Here is an 18886-nt window from a genome sequence, read left to right on the forward strand (position 1 = left end):
AATATCATCTTTCGACGGATCTTCATCTTCTTCATTAATTTGAGAAACTACTCCAATGATTTTTCCGCCAGCATTAGCATCGTTTATTAATTTGATAGATTTATCTCTACCCGCAGAAATTGGAATGACAACTCCAGGAAATAAAACAGTATTGCGTAAAGGTAAAATAGGTAACGAAAGCGGAAGCTCTTCATTGTTCATTTCCTCTTCGTCTTCAGGAGTTAATAATGGAATCAATTCTGCTTCTGAATCAAATTCTTGAAGTGACAGATTGTCAATGGTAAGTATTTTATGGTCTGACATAATAATATATAAGTCGTTTTGTCATTAAATTTTAATTCTAACTTCAAATCTAACCTCAGGTATAGTGCTTTTTAACAAAACTACACTAAGTGTTTCATTTATAAGATAGGCGGTAAAAATAGACAATCATTATGCCAAAAGCAAAAAGAACTTTTGAAAGAATTTATAAAAGCTTTTGAATTTCCCTTTTGTAATGACACATACAAAAACCCGAAATTACTTTCGGGTTCTAAAACAGCTAATTAGCCAATTTATTTTTAAAAATATATGATTTTAAAGTACTATTGTAGTTCCTGATTTCATTTTTCAAACTAATTAGTATCTATACAAAAATCGGCTCAAGGCGGATTTTAATCAAATCAAAAATTTCTATTTATATGTAATACTAAAGGCTCCCTCACTTACTTGAGGAGTTTCAGTTGATAAAGGCGACCAAAGTGAAGCATTAAATGTTCCTGTGATTGTTTTTTTAGCGATATCGTGACTCAACACTGTAATAATGCCGGATTTGCCACTAAATCCGTCCATTGGATTTAAACTTTTAGTGTACATTATATTATAATCTGTCCCTAAAGCTTTAATATCATATGTACCTGCTTTAACATTACCCGGTAGAATTATTGCAATAGTTTCAACACCATCTCTAATACCACTTATACTAATATTGCTTATTTTTCCAAGAGAGGAATATAAAGCAATTACAGAAGTAGGTATAAAATTTGTTCCATCTAGCTTTACAGAAAAAGTATTATCATTTATAACAGGAATATCTGGTGTAAAAGTAATATCTGCAAAAGAGCCTTTTGTGAAAATTTTGGTTTCAAATTTATTAATAGAATGAAATCTTCCTCCTGTAAATTGAAAAGTTCCCGATATTTTTTTTGTCGTTGTATTTATAGATGTAATAGTTATACTCGCTGTATCTTTATAATCCTGACCAAAAAAGTCTGAATCATTATCACCTAAGTCAGATATAAAAGCACTATACCCATCAGATGGCAGAGTATAAGATAATCCCAAAACTCCAATTCCGTTTCCGGCACTTACACTTTTCCAAGTATAAGTTCCTGTTTTATTAGAAGGTATAGTAAGCGTAATAAAATCTCCTTTTGGTGATCTTAATGCTATAATTGAGATGTAGTCATTTGTTACTATTGCCTGAACGGTAGTAGAAACAAAGGTATTTCCATCAAAATCTACTTGCAATTTCCCTGATTCAACAACAGGTTTGACTTCAGGTTCAACTTCTATGATAGGTTCTTTTACATTTTCATTATCAATACCACTATAATCCAATCCGTTTTCAAAGTCTTTAGTACAGGAAGTAAAAGAGATTCCTAACGCTAAAAACAAAAGAAATAAAACACTAATTTTTTTCATACTTATTTATTTTAATCAGCAAATATATATCTAATTAATTGAAATAAAAATCTTACATATTTATTTTTAAAACTTAATTACAGATATAATCAAAAAAAATACATTTATTTTTATCAAAACTGTAACAAATCAAAAAAAGCAAGGTCATTATAAAAAACTAGCAACCATTACTTGAGTATAACAAACCAAAATATCGAAGAATTAATCACGCTTTGTAAAGAGAACAACCAAAAGGCTCAATTCGAAGTTTACAATCGTTATTGTAAAGCAATGTACAATGTGGCGTACCGTATTGTTAAAGATGAACATTTTGCACAAGACGTCATGCAGGAAGGTTTTCTTAAGGCTTTTACAAAAATTAGCGACTATAAACAGGAAGTAGCTTTTGGAGCGTGGTTAAAAAAAATAATCATCAATTACAGTATTGATTTTTATAAAAAGAATAATGCCTTTCAAGTCGAGGATTTGAGCAAAACATTGTATAAAATAGAAGAAAATGACAGTTTTTTTTCTGAAAATATAGATTTGAATTCGCTTAAAGTGAAACAAGTTCTTGATACAATTTTAAACTTAAAAGATAATTACCGGATGGTTTTGACGCTCTTTTATATTGAAGGTTATGATCAGGAAGAGATTAGCGAAATTTTGAATATTAGTTATGCCAATTGTAGAACTACGTTAAGCAGAGCAAAGGAAAGTTTACGAAAAAAATTAGAGAAAATATGAAAAAGGAAAATGACGGTATAGATCAATTATTTGAAAAATTTGAGAATCAGTGGGATATAAAGAGAATGAACGCTGATCATCAAGTTGATTTCTTAAACAAATTAAATAAAAAACAGCCGAAGAAAAAGAATTATGCTGTTTGGGCAATTGCTGCTTCAATTGTTTTATTGCTTGGCGTATCGCTGTTTTATAATACTATCGAAAAGCCAAAGGAATTTAAATTTGCATCAAAAGAAACGAAAAGAACAGATTCTATTTTTAGTATTTTAATTGATAATGAGCTAGTTAAATTAAAAGAAAAAAGTTCACCGGAAAATCAGCAAATTATAAATGATGCATTAAAACAAATGAAGGTTTTTGATGCCGATTATGAGAAAATATTGAAAGAAGTTCAAAAAAACGGTGAGAACAAACAAATTATTTATGCTATGATTAGCAATCTGCAAACCCGAATTTCATTTTTACAAACGGTTTTACAGCGAATTGAAGAAAACGAAAAATTTAAAAACACTACTAATGAAAAAACATTATAATATATTAATCCTATTGCTTTTGATTCCTTTTTTGGGGTTTTCAAATGATGATACCTTTGTTTCAAAACAAAAAAACATAAAAAAAACGTATATCGTTAATTCGAGTGCAGGAATAGATATTGACAATAAATATGGCAATATTACGGTAAGTACCTGGGATGAAGATAAAATTGATCTTGATATTACAATTAAAGTTGCGGGAGGAAATGAAGATTGGGTAAATGAAAAATTAAATAGCATTGACATCAATATTACTGCCCTGAAATCGTTAGTTTCTGCGGTTACTAACATTGGAAATTCTTCATTAAAAAGCAAAGGAAGCAGTAATAGTTTCGAAATTAATTATGTGATAAAAATTCCGAAAAACGGAAGCGTAAAACTGAATAACAGATACGGAAATATTACCACATTCAACCTGGAATCAACTACTGATATTGCCTGTAAATACGGTAAAATTATATTAGGAAAACTTAATGGCGATAATAACAGAATCGAAATTGGCTACAGTCAAAACTCTAGTATTGATTACATTAAAAGCGGAAACATTGAAGCGCGTTATTCAGGAATAAAAATAAATGAAGCCGGAAATTTAAATCTTGATGCTAATTATACTGATGTTTCATTGCAGGAAGGTCAAAATATTAAATGCAAAGGGAATTATGGCACATTTAAATTTCAAAAAATAAATTCACTCGTTGGCAGCAGTAATTATGTAACAATATCTATTGCAGAGATTTCAAGCAACCTTAATATTGATGCTACTTATTCTAAAATAAATGTAGAATCGCTAAACGAAAAATCAAAAAACGTAAATATCAATACTGGTTATACGAACGTATCGTTAGGATATAATACAAATTTTGCTTTTGACTTTGATATTAATACAAAATACGGAAGCATTAAAAACGATAATTCATTAGATGTTTCGGTTAGTGAAAGCAAAAGCACCTCTAAAAAAATAAGTGGTTATAATAAGAAAAAAGGTCAAAATAAGGTAATTGTAAATTCTAATTATGGAAATGTAATACTTATCAAAAAGCAATAAATCATCAAAATCAATCAAAAATAGTAACATCATAAATCAATCAAAACAATGAAAAAATCAATTCAATTATTAGTTTGCAGCGCATTTTTAGTAAGCTCTATCGCGAATGCGCAATGGTCATCAAATGAGAAAATCACAGGAAATGGGAAAGTTATAACAGACACAAGAACAACTGCAGATTATGACGCAATAAAAATATCCGGCTCTTTTGATGTAGATTTAGTAGCAGGAAAAGAGGGAAAAATCATTATCAAAGGCGAAGAAAATTTAGTGTCTTCTGTAAAAGTGGAAGTCGAAGATAATATCTTAAAAATTTACACTCAAAAAGGCAGCTACATCCGACCAAGTTTAGGTAAAAAAATTCAGGTTACAATTCCGTTTGAGAAAATATCAGAATTAAATCTTTCAGGTTCAGGAAATATTAAATCAATAGATCCGATCAAAAACGATAAATTTCTGGCAAAATTAGCCGGTTCCGGTAACTTTATTTTAGCATTGGATACTACTAATTTAGAATTAAATCTAAGTGGTTCAGGAAATGCACATTTAAAAGGAAATACAGATAATTTTACCACTAAACTTTCAGGATCAGGAAATATTGATGCGGTAAATTTAAAAACTAAAAACGTTGATGTAAACGTTACAGGTTCAGGAAATAGCCGCGTAAATTGTAATGAAAATCTAGTAGCAAGAGTTTCGGGTTCAGGAGACATCAAATATACGGGAAGTCCTGAAAAAAGAGATGTAAAAGTCTCTGGTTCAGGAAATATTTCAAAAGCATAATTTATCAGAAAAAAAACTGTCATCAATCAAATTATCAAGTTCGTCAAACTCTATGACAACTTAAATCCTAGAAAAGGCACTTTATTAATTTAAAGTGCCTTTTTTGGTATTCTGCGTAACAATATTACTCCAACAGCAAAAAATAAAGCTAAAATTACAATTGCAAATCTTGGACTTCCTGTAATTTGATCAATTATTCCGTAAACACACATTCCTATTACGATTCCTATTTTTTCTGAAACATCATAAAAACTAAAAAAAGATGCAGTATCTTCTGTTTCAGGTAATAATTTAGAATATGTAGAACGTGATAATGCCTGAATTCCTCCCATTACAAAACCTATTAAAGTCGCCATTATATAAAAATGAATGGGTAATGTGATGAAGTAAGCCATAATACAAAGAACAACCCAGATACAATTGATAACAATTAATGTGGGAATATTTCCGAATTTGGCAGAGGCACGAGATGTTAAAAAAGCACCTACAATTGCTACTAATTGTATTAACAATATACACGTAATTAATCCTGTAGTACTTTCACTCTCAGAACTCCATTTAATTTCTTGTGCTCCAAAATATGTTGCAACAATCATAACAGTTTGAACTGCCATACTATAAACGAAAAAACTGCCTAAATATCGCTTTAAGGAAATATTTTGCTCCAGTAATTTCCAAACTTTCTTTAATTCTGTAAAACCATTAAAAATAACATCTTTGGTTACTTTTTGGTTCTTGTTATTATTCCCTTTTGGTAAATAATAATAAGTGTATTGACTAAAAACGATCCACCAGATCCCAACCATTAAAAAGGAATATCGCATCGCTGCCATTTTAGCTTCACCACCTTCGGCGCCCTTAATCATTACAAGATTAACGACCATTAAAATAACACTTCCTACATATCCCAGTGAATATCCTTTGGCACTTAATTTATCCTGCTGTTCAGGAAAAGCGATGTCCGGTAAATACGAATTGTAAAAAACCAAACTTCCCCAAAAACCAATTAATCCTAAAAAATAGAAAAGTAAGCCGACGTATATATTTTCGAGGTTAAACCAATATAAACCCATACAGGACAACGCGCCCATATAGCAAAAGAATTTCATAAATGATTTTTTATTTCCAACATAATCAGCAATACCTGATAATAATGGAGAAATAAAAGCAACTACTAAAAAAGCAGCAGCGGTAATAAAACTGATTAAAGCTGAATTTTTAAGATTCATTCCGAAAGCATCTATATAATGATCTCTTTTTGAGAATAATGCTTCATAAAAAATTGGGAAAACCGCCGATGAAATAACTAACGGATAAACCGAATTTGCCCAATCGTAAAATGCCCATGCGTTTAATAATTTTTTATCCCCTTTTTGTAAATCTTTCATAGAAATGGTTTTGTTAACAGGCTACGAATTTATCTCTTTTTTATGATAATCAAATAGAAAATTGACAAATCGTATATTAATAAATTATAAACTTTTCAAACCGTTATTTTACATAAAAAAAGCTACCCTAAATTTAGAATAGCTTATAATTATTACTGAATAATTCAATATTTTATTTTATCTGATTACGCCTACTTTTAATGCCGTAGCTTTTGCTTCTGGAATTAATGCTTTTAAATTTGCAATTCTTGAAGCATCTGATTGGTGCGTACTCATAAATTCCGGTGTTCCTGCCGCTCCTGATTTAGCCGACATTCTTGTCCAAAACGAAATTGCATCATTTGGATTATATCCTGCAATTGCCATAAGTGTTAATCCTATTTTATCAGCTTCGGTTTCATTGCTTCTGCTAAACGGAAGCATTACTCCTACTTCAGAACCAAGTCCGTAAGCCTGAGCAAAAATTTGTTGAGTAGATTCTGATTTTCCGCTTGTTGCTGCTCCTAAAGCTGCTCCGCCAATTTGCTGTAATTGTGCCGCACTCATTCTTTGTGCACCGTGATTTGCTAATGCATGCGAAACTTCGTGCCCCATTACAGTTGCTAAACCGGCTTCGTCCTGAGTAACAGGCAAAATTCCTGAATACACTACGATTTTACCGCCTGGCATACACCATGCATTTACTTCTTTATTGTCTACCAATTTATATTCCCAGCGATAATCACTTAAATATTGCGCCTGACCTAAATAAGTCAAATATTTCTCGGCTGCTGTTTTAATTCTTGATCCTACTGCTTCTACCTTTTTTGCATCTGCAGTTCCTGTTATTACCTTATTTTCGGCTATGAAAGTGCTATATTGTTGAAAAGACGAAGGAAACAATTCACTGTTTGAAACGAAATTTAGGTTTTTCTTTCCTGTAACAGGATTTGTTGCACAACCACCTATTAAAATAGCCGTAAAAATTCCTAATACTAAATGTTTTTTCATGATTTTTATATTTTTAACACTCACAAAAATACAATTAATAATATTCTATATTTTACATAATTCTTTGAAATAATATCAGAATTTACTTATTCGCCAATGATATGAAGTTCATTAAACTCTTTATCAACAATTAAGAAATTATTTTCTTCAAAAGAAATTCTGTCAAAAGCTATTTTCTCGTTGTCAATTTCAATTTCTGTAACTTTAAAAGGCAATCCAATTAAGTTGATTTTATACTTTGTATATGGTGTATCGTATTTTCCTTCTTTATGAAGTTGAACAATAAGTTCTTTTTCCTTACCAATGGTTCTAAAAGATAAAAAGCTGTAACGTCCTTTTTTATAATCATAACCATCCTGAGCATCTTCATAAACTACTGATTTTTCTTTACCATTTTTAAAGTATATATCCAGCGTTAATTCATCAAATTCAAGTTCACCCACATATTGCTGAACTGGGTATTTTGGAATTATCGCACCCGCTTTTATAAAAACAGGAATCTCATCAAATTTAGTATCAATCCATACTTCTCTTCCGCCGGTTGTAAATTCATTTGTCCAGTAGTTATACCATTCACCTCTTGGAATATACGTGCGTCTACCTACAGCATTAGGTTCAAGTATTGGGCAGACTAATATTTGATTTCCAAAGATGAATTCATCGTTACGATAATGTGTTTGTGTGTCGTCCTGATCATAATAAACCAATGGTTTTAACATCGGGATTCCCTCTTCAATATATTGCCAGAACATCGTATATAAATAAGGTAATAACTGATAACGAAGACTCACAAATTTTCTGGTGATATTAATTACTTCTTCATCAAAAGCCCAAGGTTCCTGATTGCCGTGATCTCCTGAAGAATGCGTTCTGCAAAACGGATGAAAAACACCTAACTGAATCCATCTTGCGTATAATTCGCCTGTTGGCTGTTCAGCAAAACCACCAATATCAGAACCTGTAAATCCCATTCCGGAAATACTCATTCTTTGTACCTGAATATTAGCAAGCCATAAATGTTCCCAGGTTGCTACGTTATCTCCCGTCCATGATGATGTATAACGTTGCGCTCCGGAATAAGCTGATCTTGTAATTACAAAAGGACGCTTAGGATATGTAAATCGCTTTACACCATGATAAGTCGCTCTTGCCATTTGCGTGCCGTAAATATTATGTGCTTTTCTATGACTGCAAGGATTTCCGTCGTAAACGTGGCGAACATCCATCGGGAAAGTTTTATTAGGAACCTCCATAACAGCTGGTTCGTTCATATCATTCCAAACTCCTTTAACACCAATATCTGAAATTAATTCTTTAAATAATCCTGCCCACCATTCTCTGACTGCGGGATTTGTATAATCAGGAAAATTACATTCACCTGGCCAGACTTTTCCTTTCATATACGGTCCATCGGCTCTTTTGCAGAAATAATCTTTTTCTAAAGCTTCCTGATAAACCCAATAATCTTTATCAATTTTAATTCCGGGATCAATGATTACGATAGTTTTAAAACCGTCTTCGGCTAATTCTGCAACCATTCTTTTTGGATCTGGAAAATAATCTTTATTCCATGTAAAACATCGAAAACCTTCCATATAATCGATATCCAGATAAATGGCATCGCAAGGAATTTTTAGTTCTCTAAATTTTGAAGTGATTTCTTTTACTTTACTTTCAGGATAATAACTCCATTTACATTGATGATATCCTAGAACCCAAAGCGGCGGTAATTCAGGTTTACCCGTTAAATCTGTATAAGTTGTAACTACATCCTGCATTTGCGGTCCGTAGATAAAATAGTAATTCATTTCACCGCCTTCTGCCCAAAAGCTGGTAACGTTTCGTCTTTCCTGACAAAAGTCAAAAAAAGTTCTAAAAGTATTGTCAAAGAAAATTCCGTAAGATTGTTTGTTTTGTAAACCAATATAAAACGGAACAACCTTATATAAAGGATCTTGTTCTTTTTGATACGCGTATTGATCCGTAGCAAAATTTTCAAGTCTTTTACCTTTTAAATTCATTTGTGTGGCTTTGTCTCCAAGACCGTAAAAACATTCTCCATCTTTAGAAGATTTACTCATTTTTACAATATTACCGCCATATTCGTAACTTTCTTCCCAATGAAAACCTAGTTCATCTTCGAGAATTAAAAAATCGTTTAAATCATAAATAGACAAACGAAGATCTATTTTCTGAATTTTACATTTTACTTTGCTGGTTCTGATCTGGAAATAAGTTTCTTCTTCTGTAAGTTCTAAAAAATTATAACCGTGTAACTGAGTTTTATCAATAGCATACGAAAAATCATTGCTAAAATAACCTTTCGTAGTAAAGCGAAATCGAATTAAACTATCTCTAAGAATTGTAACTTTTAAGATGACTTTATTAGCAGTATGAAAAAAAATTGTATCACCTTCATGTTCATGCGAAACAATTTTTGATGGATATAAATCGCCCTTGTATTCTAATGATGTATTTGTAATCATAGCGCTAATGAATTAATTATTCGAATATTATCTCTATTCCAAACATACAAAAAAACCGTTTAAACGGCTATCAATATAAAGTTTATTCACGAAAACGTTATTTCTGAATGAGTACCAAATTACAGCTCAAAAAATAACCAATTTGATAATTTAAAAACAATAAATTGATAAATTAATACTTAAAAAATAGCCCTTAATTTTTTAAACGAAAGAAAAAACGGTTACACTTAAAGGTGGTAATATTAATTCGACAGAATAGTCTCTGCCATCATAAGGTATGTCATCGATTTTTAAGTGTTTAGAGTTTCCAAGTCCGCTTCCGCCATAAATAACAGCATCACTATTAAATATCTCTTCTAATTTGCCTTTTTGCGGAATTCCAATTCTATAATTTTCCCGAACTATCTGCGTGAAATTACAAACCACAATTACATTTTCATTTGCGTTATTTCCTTTTCGGATATACGATAAAACCGCATTTTGATGATCTGAATAATTGATCCATTCAAAACCTTCTCCTGAAAATTGTTTTTCATACAAAGCAGGTCGTGATTTATAGAGATGATTCAAATCTGCTATAATATTTTTAATTCCCGAATGATAATCATATTGTAATAAATGCCAATCTAAACTTTTTTCAAAATTCCATTCATCGCTTTGCCCAAACTCAGAACCCATAAAAAGTAATTTGGTTCCAGGATGCGTAAACATATAACCATATAATAATCTTAAATTGGCAAATTTCTGCCATTCATCACCAGGCATTTTATTGGCAACAGATTTTTTTCCGTAAACCACTTCATCATGTGAAAACGGAAGCATAAAATTCTCCGTAAAAGCATAAGTCATTGAAAACGTCAAATCATTTTGATGGTATTTTCGATAAACTGTTTCCTTCTGAAAATACTTTAAAGTATCGTGCATCCATCCCATCATCCATTTCATTCCAAAACCTAAACCGCCCGTAAAAGTTGGTCTGGAAACCATAGGAAAAGATGTGCTTTCTTCTGCAATAGTTTGAACTCCATCAAAATTAGCATAGATTACTTCATTAAATTCTTTAAGAAAACTGATTGTGTCAAGATTTTCTCTTCCTCCATAAATATTAGGTTCCCATTCACCTTCTTTTCTTGAATAATCAAGATATAACATCGAAGCAACGGCATCAACGCGTAAACCATCAACATGATAATGTTGTAGCCAGAAAACGGCATTACTAATTAAAAACGCCCGAACTTCATTACGTCCGTAATTAAAAACAAGACTTTTCCAATCCGGATGATATCCTTTTTTGCGATCCGGATGTTCATACAAATGCGAACCATCAAAGAATCCTAAACCGTGTGCGTCATCAGGAAAATGAGATGGAACCCAGTCTAAAATTACTCCAATTCCAGCCTGATGTAATTTATCTACTAAAACCATAAAATCCTGTGGTTTCCCAAAGCGGGAAGTTGGAGCAAAATATCCTGTCAACTGATAACCCCAAGAAGGATCATAAGGATATTCCATAATTGGCATAAATTCAACATGGGTAAAACCAGTTTCTTTTACATAATTTACCAAATCATCGGCAAGCTCTAAATAAGTCAAAAACCGATTATTTTCACCACGTTTCCAAGAACCCAAATGCACTTCATAAACCGAATAAGGCTTGTCTAAACCATTTTTTTCCTGACGAAATTGCATCCAGTTTTCATCCTTCCAATTATAATCTAAATCCCAAACAACTGAGGCTGTGTGAGGTGGTTTTTCACAATATAAAGAGAACGGATCTGCTTTTTCAGTAACAATTCCATTAATACTGGATTCAATTTTATATTTATAAAGGCATCCTTTCGTAACATCCGGAATAAAACCTTCCCAAATTCCCGAAGAATCCCATCTTACTTGCAATAAATGTTCACCTTTTGTACAATAATTAAAATCGCCAACAACCGAAACAGATTGAGCTGTGGGAGCCCAAACGGCAAAATAAACACCTTTTACTCCATTAACTTCAACTAAATGCGCTCCTAATTTTTCATATAATTTGAAGTGTTTTCCTGCTTTGAATAAATCAATATCAAAATCAGTAAATAGAGAATGCGTGATAACTTTATTCATATTTGTTTTTTCTAATTGGAATTTGGGATTTTTGTATTGGAATTTGGATTTTTTTTAATGGAATTTATTTTTGTATCTTATTCAATTCTAAAGTTATCAGAGAGAACTGCTCCTTTTTTAATAACTACAATACCGTCTTTAATGCTATATAATTCGTTAGTGTAATTTTCTAAATGTTTTCCTCCGTTAATATGAACATTATTTCCTATTCTAACATTTTTGTCTATTAAAGCATTGGTTATAAAACAGTTTTCACCTATTCCAACATGAATTTTATTAATGGTACTTTCATGATTCATTTCATCGAGATCCTGATAAAAATCATTCCCCATTACGTAACAATTTTCAAGAACAGTTCCTGCGCCTATTCTGGAACGAATACCAATTACAGAGCTTTTAATTTCTTTGGCATTAATAATACATCCTTCAGAAATTAACGATTGATTAATAATAGAGTTTCTAAATTTAGATGGCGGTAATAATCTTGGTCTTGTGAAAATTTTATTATCATTATCAAACAAATTAAACTCAGGAATATCGGCTGTTAAACCAATATTAGCTTCAAAAAATGATTCTATATTTCCAATATCTGTCCAATATCCTTCATATTGATAACTCAGGATTTTATGTTTTCCAACAGCGTGCGGAATTATTTCTTTTCCAAAATCTTTAGTATGAGGATCAGACATTAAATCTTCTAACAATTGACGGTTAAAAATATAAATACCCATCGAAGCCAAATACTTTTTGCCCTTTTCCTGCATGTGTTCACTTACCTCAGATTCCCATTGAGGCAACAATGATGCATCTGGTTTTTCTATAAAAGCTTCTACACAACTTTCATGATTGGTTTTAAGAATTCCGAATTCAGGTGCATCTTTAGCATTTACCGGTAAAGTTGCAATTGAAATTTCAGCATCTGCTGCAATATGAGCTTCCAGCATTTCGTTAAAATCCATTTGATACAATTGATCTCCTGATAAAATCAAGGCATGATCAAATTCGTGTTTCAAAAAGTGCGACATACATTGACGAACAGCATCTGCAGTTCCCTGAAACCACGTTGGATTGTCCGGAGTTTGTTCTGCGGCTAAAATATCAACGAATGACTGGCTGAAAATACTAAAGTTAAAAGTATTTTTAATATGCGCATTTAAAGACGCTGAGTTGAACTGCGTCAAAACAAATATTTTAAATATATCAGAATTAATACAATTTGAAATAGGAATATCTACTAATCTATATTTTCCACCAATTGGAACTGCTGGTTTTGATCTGGTTTCTGTTAACGGGAACAAACGCGATCCTTGTCCTCCTCCTAAAATAATAGCAACTACATTTTTCTTTTTAAATTTCATTTTTCTCAATTATTAAGGTGTATATGTCAATGTATTCTTTGCAAACTCTTTCCCATGAATGGTCAATAGCCATTCCTTTTTTTCTTATTTCGTTAAAATTTATCTTATCATCGTACAATTTCACGGCACGATTTATCGAATAGCAAATATCTCCTACCGAAGCCTGATCATGGCAAATTCCGTTTCCGTTATCTCCAAAATCAATTACCGTATCACGCAATCCGCCCGTTCGCCTAACAATAGGAACAGTACCGTAACGCAAAGCATACATCTGATTCAAACCACAAGGTTCTACTCTTGATGGCATTAAAATATAATCAGATCCGGCATAAATCAAATGTGCTAATTCTTCATTGTAACCAATAAATACATTGTAATTTCCATTGTAGTCATTTCTCAACTGTATTAATTGTTCCTCAATAGCAGCATTTCCAGATCCTAAAATTAAAATATTGATGTTTTCAAAATTTTCAGATAATGCCAATGCCGAAGCCTGAGGCAATAAATCGCCGCCTTTTTCCTCAAATAAACGCCCAATAAAACTAAATAATGGCTTTGCGGAATCTAATTCAAATTGTTCACAAAGTTTTTCTTTGTTCTTTTTCTTTCCTGTTTCAATAGTATCAATATCATAATTCTTTTCAATCATTTGATCTTTTGATGGATTCCAAACTTCAAAATCAATTCCGTTCAAAATCCCTCTTGATTTATCACGAACCGAATTAAATAAAGATTCTAAACCATTAGCTGAGATATTTATCTCATTTAAATAACTTGGCGAAACAGTAGTTACCGCATGCGCGCATTTTATGCCAACCGCCAGAGAATTTAATGAATTATCCCATTCAAGAAAGCCAACATGTAACAAATCAAATTCCGGCAAATAATGCAATTTATCAAAACCAAACCAGCCCTGATATAAACCATTATGAATGGTTATAACAGTTTTTATTGTTCTTAAACCTTCATATTTGTAAGCGTATTTAACTAAAAACGGAATCAATCCCGTATGATGATCGTGACAATTAATAATATCGGGAACAGTCTTACGTGATAAAATCCAATCTAAAGTTGCAATTTGAAAAGATAGAAATCGCTCAATATCATCTTCATAACCATATATATTGGGACGATTAAATAACTCATTAATTTCAATAAGATATAATTCGTACCCAAGTTTATCCGTTGTTTCCTTTAAAACACTAAACGGAAAATCAAAATTACCCAGTTTTACATTTCCCCAATGAACACATTCAAAATCATTCTCATTTTTAAACTTTGTATCATAACAAGGAACGACAACACGAACCTGATTACCGGCATTTTTTTGATATTTTGGTAAAGCTCCTACAACATCTGCAAGGCCACCCACCTTTGCCATAGGATAACATTCTGCACTAATATGAAATATTTCCATGTAGAAATTTATGTAGTAATTATTAAAACTTAATTGTCGATTATTTTTTTATAGTATACATTTATTAATGTGCTACTTTTATGTTTCCTAAATTTAGGAAAAAATAAATAAAGTTAAGACTTCAGAAAAAATTTATTGATATGTCAAAAAATACTACTAATCCTACTCAATCATTAAAAATTCCACGCATAATTATACTATCCAGTAAAATACTCGCTTTTATTTCGACTAAATTAGTTACTAAATTTGCCGCGAAACTTTTTACAAGTCCAATAAAACATAAGGTTCCCAAACGAGAGTTTGAAATGGACCGCAAAAGTGTTAAAAATAAAATTTATATACCTTCAATTAACAAAAGTATTATAACATATGAGTACGGAAAAAGTGAACACAAAATTTTATTAGTTCACGGATGGTCCGGACGTGGAACTCAACTATTTAAGATCGCTGATGAACTTATACAAAACGGATATTCAGTTGTAAGTTTTGATGCTCCGGCACACGGAAAATCTGAAGGAAAAACAACCATAATGTCTGAGTTTATAGCTTCTATATTAGAAATTGAAAAGCGATCTGGTCCATTCAAAATGGCAATTGGACATTCATTAGGTGGAATGTCTGTTCTCAATGCAATTAAAGATGGCTTGAAAGTAGAAAAAGCAATTATTATAGGCAGTGGAGATATAGTACAAGATATTTTAGAAGAATTTATTTCCAAATTAGGATTGAAAAGAGAAATTAGTGATCGATTACGTGATCAGTTTGAGAATAAATATAAAGTCAAAATGGATGATTTTTCAGCTTATAAAGCAGCGCAAAAAATTCAAATTCCAGTATTAGTAATTCATGATAATGATGATCCGGAAGTTCCTGTAACAGCCGGAATTAACATTCATAAAAATCTTCAACACGGAAGTTTATTCATTACAAATGGTTTGGGACACAGAAAAATTTTAGGAAATCAAAATGTTATAAAAAAAGTCATTGATTTTATTAAAAGTACTTAACTTTATGATAGTCATATTTTTATTATTCAACTTAAAAGAAAACTGAGATGGATTTATTTGGAGAAACATCGAATTGGGCAGTTAAATTAAAGCCCATTTTAAAAAAATACAAAGGAGAAAAACATCCTTTGGAATATCAGAATACCTATCAATTACTGGTTATGGTCGTTTTGTCTGCTCAGGATTCTGATGCAAATATCAATAAAATTGCACCTGCTTTATTTGAAAAATTCCCAACCTTAAAAAGTTTATCTAAAACAGATATTGAAACATTTAAGACATATATCAGTAAAGTCCGAAATTACCCCACAAAAGCAGGATGGCTCTTAGAAATTGCAAAAACAATCAAAAAAGATGAGGATATTCCATTGACAATGCAAGGTTTAACCGATTTAAAAGGTCTCGGTCGAAAATCTGCAAATGTTATAATGAGAGAAACTCATCAACCTGTCGAAGGTATTATTACAGATTTACATGTGATAAGAGTTGCACCAAGAATAGGTATTGTTAAGGAAAATAAAGATGGTAATAAGGTCGAAAAAGAACTAATGCAAGTTCTGCCAAAATCTATTTGGTCAGAGATTGGAATGGTAATTTCATTTCATGGAAGAGAAACCTGCAGACCAAAACCCAAATGCGAAGAATGTCCAATTGCAGATGATTGTCAATATTATCTAACTCACGTTATTTAAAGTTAACCCTAAAAATTAAAAATATAACCATTTTAACTCCAACCAATAATATGCGTTCGATTTCACTTCTATTACTAATTGTCTTTCTTACAATCTCTTGTAAAAAAGAAAACAAAACAGAAACCCTTTCAGATTATTTTGCATATGAGAAAAATAACGCTGTAGAATCAGCGGGAGTAAAAATGATTCCAATTAAAACTCCGATAGGTGAATTTAAAGTATGGACAAAACGATTTGGCAATAATCCAAAAATAAAAATACTATTATTACATGGAGGTCCAGCAATGACACACGAATATATGGAGTGCTTTGAAACATTTTTTCAACGAGAAGGTTTTGAGTTCTACGAATATGATCAACTTGGCTCATATTATAGTGATCAGCCCAAAGACAGCAGTTTATGGAAAACAGAGCGTTTTGTTGAAGAAGTAGAACAAGTGCGTAAAGCTATTGGAGCTGATAATACTAATTTTTATGTCTTAGGAAATTCATGGGGCGGAATTCTTGCAATGGAATATGCTTTAAAATATCAACAAAATCTAAAAGGACTTCTTGTATCAAATATGGTTGCCAGCGCACCAGAATATGGACAATATGCCGAAAAAGTACTATCAAAACAGATGAAGCCAGAAATATTAGCAGAAATTAGAGCATTAGAAGCCAAAAAAGACTTCAACAATCCAAGATACATGGAACTTTTGATTCCCAACTTCTATCATGAACATCTATGCAGACTAAAAGAATGGCCGGACGGATTAAATCGCGCCAGTAAACACGTTAATGGAGAAATTTACACAATGATGCAAGGACCAAGCGAATTTGGAATTAGTGGACGTTTAGCCAAATGGGATATCAAAAATCGTCTACATGAAATATCAATTCCCACCCTAATGATTGGAGCAAAATATGATACAATGGATCCAAAAGCCATGGAAGAACAAAGTAAATTAGTTCAAAAAGGGCGATTTTTATATTGTCCAAACGGAAGTCATCTTGCCATGTGGGATGATCAGCAAGTTTTTATGAATGGAGTTATTCAATTTGTAAACGATGTTAATGATAAAAAATTCTAAGAACAAAAAGCTATGACTGAATAACTAATTATTAAATGTACATTACAATAATTTTTTGTGCGTTTCCCTCCGGGTCGGGCTTTCGGCTATATCTTTTACGAAATATTTTTTTGGATTGCTTCGCAGAAATTCTAGATTTTTCGCAAAAGGATATCGCCTATATCCCTAACGCAGTAAACACTATGTTTTATCACACAGTTTTACAAGAATCAACCCATAAAATAGTAAACCTTTATGATACAGAGTGTTTTAAAATCCTAAAACTTCTGTTTTAGCACAGAACAAACATTTTTCAGCAAGAATCTCCGAAAATCTTGTTGCAAAACCAATAGTATAGTAGAGAATCTTGATTAATAAGATGAAAACGGATCAATACATATTGTTGTGGGGAAATATTAAAATCAAGATATTTGTATTTTAAAATTAAATAGAAATGCAGGATTCTTTTGTTGATCTTCTTAAGTTATTATTGCCAGAAATATTAGTAGACTACTTTGAACTGACTTCTTATAAAAAAGGAGATGAGATTCTTCACTTGTATTTAAGAGAGATCAACTCGATTCCAAAAGAATACCGAAACTCAAAACTAAGCTCAAAAGGATTTTTTGAAGAAATAACAGTTCAGGATTTTCCTATCCGTGGGCATCAGGTATATCTCCATATCACTCGCAGAAGATGGCTTAATGAAGATACTGGAAAAATAGTTTTTAGAGATTGGAATTTAGTAGCAGACGGAACTCGTGTAACTCAGGAGTTTGCGTCTTTTTTAAAAGAAATCAATAGATTTCAGTCCAAATGATTGTAATACCATTGCCTCTTTCTACGGAGTTTCTGGTAGGAATTTACAATGTCAATACAAAGATTTTCTAAGTGATTTCAAAGTTTGGGATCAAATAGCACATGCAAAAAAATGGCTTCTTTTTCCGAAAAATATAGGGAAGTATCTATCAATAGACGAAACATCTCTTTCTAATGGTGAGCTCTATACTATTTTAACCAACAAATCTGCAAAAGGGAGAAAAGGCACTATAGTGGCTATGGTTGCAGGAACTAAAGCAGAAACAGTTATTGCAATTATTGAAAAAATCTCTCTTAAAGAACGAAATCTAGTCAAAGAAATCACTTTGGATATGGCTGGTAATATGGGATTAATTGCAAAGAAATGTTTTCCTAATGCAACTCGCGTTACAGACCGATTCCATGTTCAAAAGCTTGCTACAGAAGCACTACAGGAAATCAGAATTAAATTTCGTTGGGAAGCTATTGATCAAGAAAACCAAGCTATCGATAAAGCTAAGAAATCAAAAATAAATTTCGAATGTAAAACTCTTCTAAATGGAGATACACTTAAGCAATTACTTGCCAGGAGTCGATACTTCGGATCAAGACATATTGTTGTGGGGAAATATTAAAATATAGATATTTGTATTTCCAAATTATTCCCCAATGCAAGATTCTTTTATTGATATCCTGAAGCTATTACTACCTGAGATAATAGTAGATTATTTTGAACTTACTTCTTATAAAAAGGAGGACGAAACACTTCATCTTTATTTAAAAGAGATTAATTCGATACCAAAAGAACACAGGGAATCGAAA

Annotated in this window: 17 protein-coding genes; 9 read left to right on the forward strand and 8 right to left on the reverse strand. The window is 31.7% G+C overall.

Translation table 11 applies throughout. The annotated features are described in order from the left end of the window. Together ACHZDT_RS23695 and ACHZDT_RS23700 are read right to left on the reverse strand one after the other, a co-directional pair. Positions 1-303: LON peptidase substrate-binding domain-containing protein (locus ACHZDT_RS23695; RefSeq protein WP_394777166.1), on the reverse strand; the 303-nt coding region annotated here is incomplete at its 3' end. Positions 304-672: 369 nt separating this feature from the next. After that, on the reverse strand, positions 673-1683 hold the full coding sequence (locus ACHZDT_RS23700) for a DUF6252 family protein (RefSeq protein ID WP_394777167.1): 1011 nt from the start codon (positions 1681-1683) through the stop codon (positions 673-675). 171 nt (positions 1684-1854) lie between these two features. Here ACHZDT_RS23700 and ACHZDT_RS23705 point away from each other — a divergent pair, with 171 nt between their 5' ends. From ACHZDT_RS23705 to ACHZDT_RS23720, 4 genes are read left to right on the forward strand one after another with little or no spacing between them, the layout of a single operon-like run. Next, entirely contained in the window at positions 1855-2409 is a 555-nt protein-coding gene (locus tag ACHZDT_RS23705; RefSeq protein ID WP_394777168.1) for an RNA polymerase sigma factor, read from the forward strand. Further along, the gene (locus ACHZDT_RS23710) at positions 2406-2942 is read left to right on the forward strand and encodes an anti-sigma factor (RefSeq protein ID WP_394777169.1); all 537 of its coding nucleotides are present in this window, start codon (positions 2406-2408) and stop codon (positions 2940-2942) included. The genes ACHZDT_RS23705 and ACHZDT_RS23710 overlap by 4 nt, the downstream gene beginning before the upstream one ends. Further along, the gene (locus ACHZDT_RS23715; protein WP_394777170.1) at positions 2926-3987 is read left to right on the forward strand and encodes a hypothetical protein; all 1062 of its coding nucleotides are present in this window, start codon (positions 2926-2928) and stop codon (positions 3985-3987) included. The genes ACHZDT_RS23710 and ACHZDT_RS23715 overlap by 17 nt, the downstream gene beginning before the upstream one ends. 48 nt (positions 3988-4035) lie before the next feature. Further along, positions 4036-4770 (forward strand): head GIN domain-containing protein, encoded by a 735-nt coding sequence (locus tag ACHZDT_RS23720; protein WP_394777171.1) that lies wholly within the window; start codon positions 4036-4038, stop codon positions 4768-4770. Between the two features lie 89 nt (positions 4771-4859). On the opposite strand, the gene ACHZDT_RS23725 is transcribed toward ACHZDT_RS23720, so the two are convergent. From ACHZDT_RS23725 to ACHZDT_RS23750, 6 genes are all read right to left on the reverse strand, one after another. Beyond that, positions 4860-6158 (reverse strand): MFS transporter, encoded by a 1299-nt coding sequence (locus ACHZDT_RS23725; RefSeq protein WP_394777172.1) that lies wholly within the window; start codon positions 6156-6158, stop codon positions 4860-4862. Positions 6159-6335: 177 nt separating this feature from the next. Continuing rightward, positions 6336-7148 (reverse strand): M48 family metallopeptidase, encoded by an 813-nt coding sequence (locus ACHZDT_RS23730; RefSeq protein WP_394777173.1) that lies wholly within the window; start codon positions 7146-7148, stop codon positions 6336-6338. A gap of 86 nt (positions 7149-7234) precedes the next feature. Further along, positions 7235-9634 carry a glycoside hydrolase family 31 protein gene (locus tag ACHZDT_RS23735; RefSeq protein ID WP_394777174.1) on the reverse strand — a complete coding sequence of 800 codons (2400 nt, stop codon included), beginning with the start codon at positions 9632-9634 and terminating at the stop codon, positions 7235-7237. 201 nt (positions 9635-9835) lie between these two features. Next, on the reverse strand, positions 9836-11740 hold the full coding sequence (gene glgB, locus ACHZDT_RS23740; RefSeq protein WP_394777175.1) for a 1,4-alpha-glucan branching protein GlgB: 1905 nt from the start codon (positions 11738-11740) through the stop codon (positions 9836-9838). 77 nt (positions 11741-11817) lie between these two features. Further along, positions 11818-13098: a glucose-1-phosphate adenylyltransferase gene (locus tag ACHZDT_RS23745; RefSeq protein WP_394777176.1), complete on the reverse strand. Its 1281-nt coding sequence runs from the start codon at positions 13096-13098 to the stop codon at positions 11818-11820. Continuing rightward, positions 13088-14515: a glycogen synthase gene (locus tag ACHZDT_RS23750; protein WP_394777177.1), complete on the reverse strand. Its 1428-nt coding sequence runs from the start codon at positions 14513-14515 to the stop codon at positions 13088-13090. Before ACHZDT_RS23750 ends, ACHZDT_RS23745 begins: the two co-directional genes overlap by 11 nt. A 140-nt stretch (positions 14516-14655) precedes the next feature. Between ACHZDT_RS23750 and ACHZDT_RS23755 the strand changes: the two genes are divergently transcribed. The 5 genes from ACHZDT_RS23755 to ACHZDT_RS23775 all read left to right on the forward strand — a co-directional run bounded on the left by ACHZDT_RS23755 (position 14656) and on the right by ACHZDT_RS23775 (position 18699). Next, the gene (locus ACHZDT_RS23755; RefSeq protein ID WP_394777178.1) at positions 14656-15522 is read left to right on the forward strand and encodes an alpha/beta hydrolase family protein; all 867 of its coding nucleotides are present in this window, start codon (positions 14656-14658) and stop codon (positions 15520-15522) included. Positions 15523-15569: 47 nt separating this feature from the next. After that, positions 15570-16214 carry an endonuclease III domain-containing protein gene (gene nth, locus ACHZDT_RS23760; protein WP_394777179.1) on the forward strand — a complete coding sequence of 215 codons (645 nt, stop codon included), beginning with the start codon at positions 15570-15572 and terminating at the stop codon, positions 16212-16214. Between the two features lie 50 nt (positions 16215-16264). Beyond that, on the forward strand, positions 16265-17287 hold the full coding sequence (locus ACHZDT_RS23765) for a proline-specific peptidase family protein (protein ID WP_394777181.1): 1023 nt from the start codon (positions 16265-16267) through the stop codon (positions 17285-17287). Positions 17288-17720: 433 nt separating this feature from the next. Further along, the gene (locus tag ACHZDT_RS23770) at positions 17721-18086 is read left to right on the forward strand and encodes a transposase (protein WP_394777180.1); all 366 of its coding nucleotides are present in this window, start codon (positions 17721-17723) and stop codon (positions 18084-18086) included. A 190-nt stretch (positions 18087-18276) separates the two neighbouring features. Beyond that, on the forward strand, positions 18277-18699 hold the full coding sequence (locus tag ACHZDT_RS23775) for a transposase (RefSeq protein ID WP_394777182.1): 423 nt from the start codon (positions 18277-18279) through the stop codon (positions 18697-18699). Positions 18700-18886: the final 187 nt, after the last annotated feature.

This window comes from Flavobacterium sp. (genome assembly GCF_043722275.1).
Taxonomy (GTDB): domain Bacteria; phylum Bacteroidota; class Bacteroidia; order Flavobacteriales; family Flavobacteriaceae; genus Flavobacterium.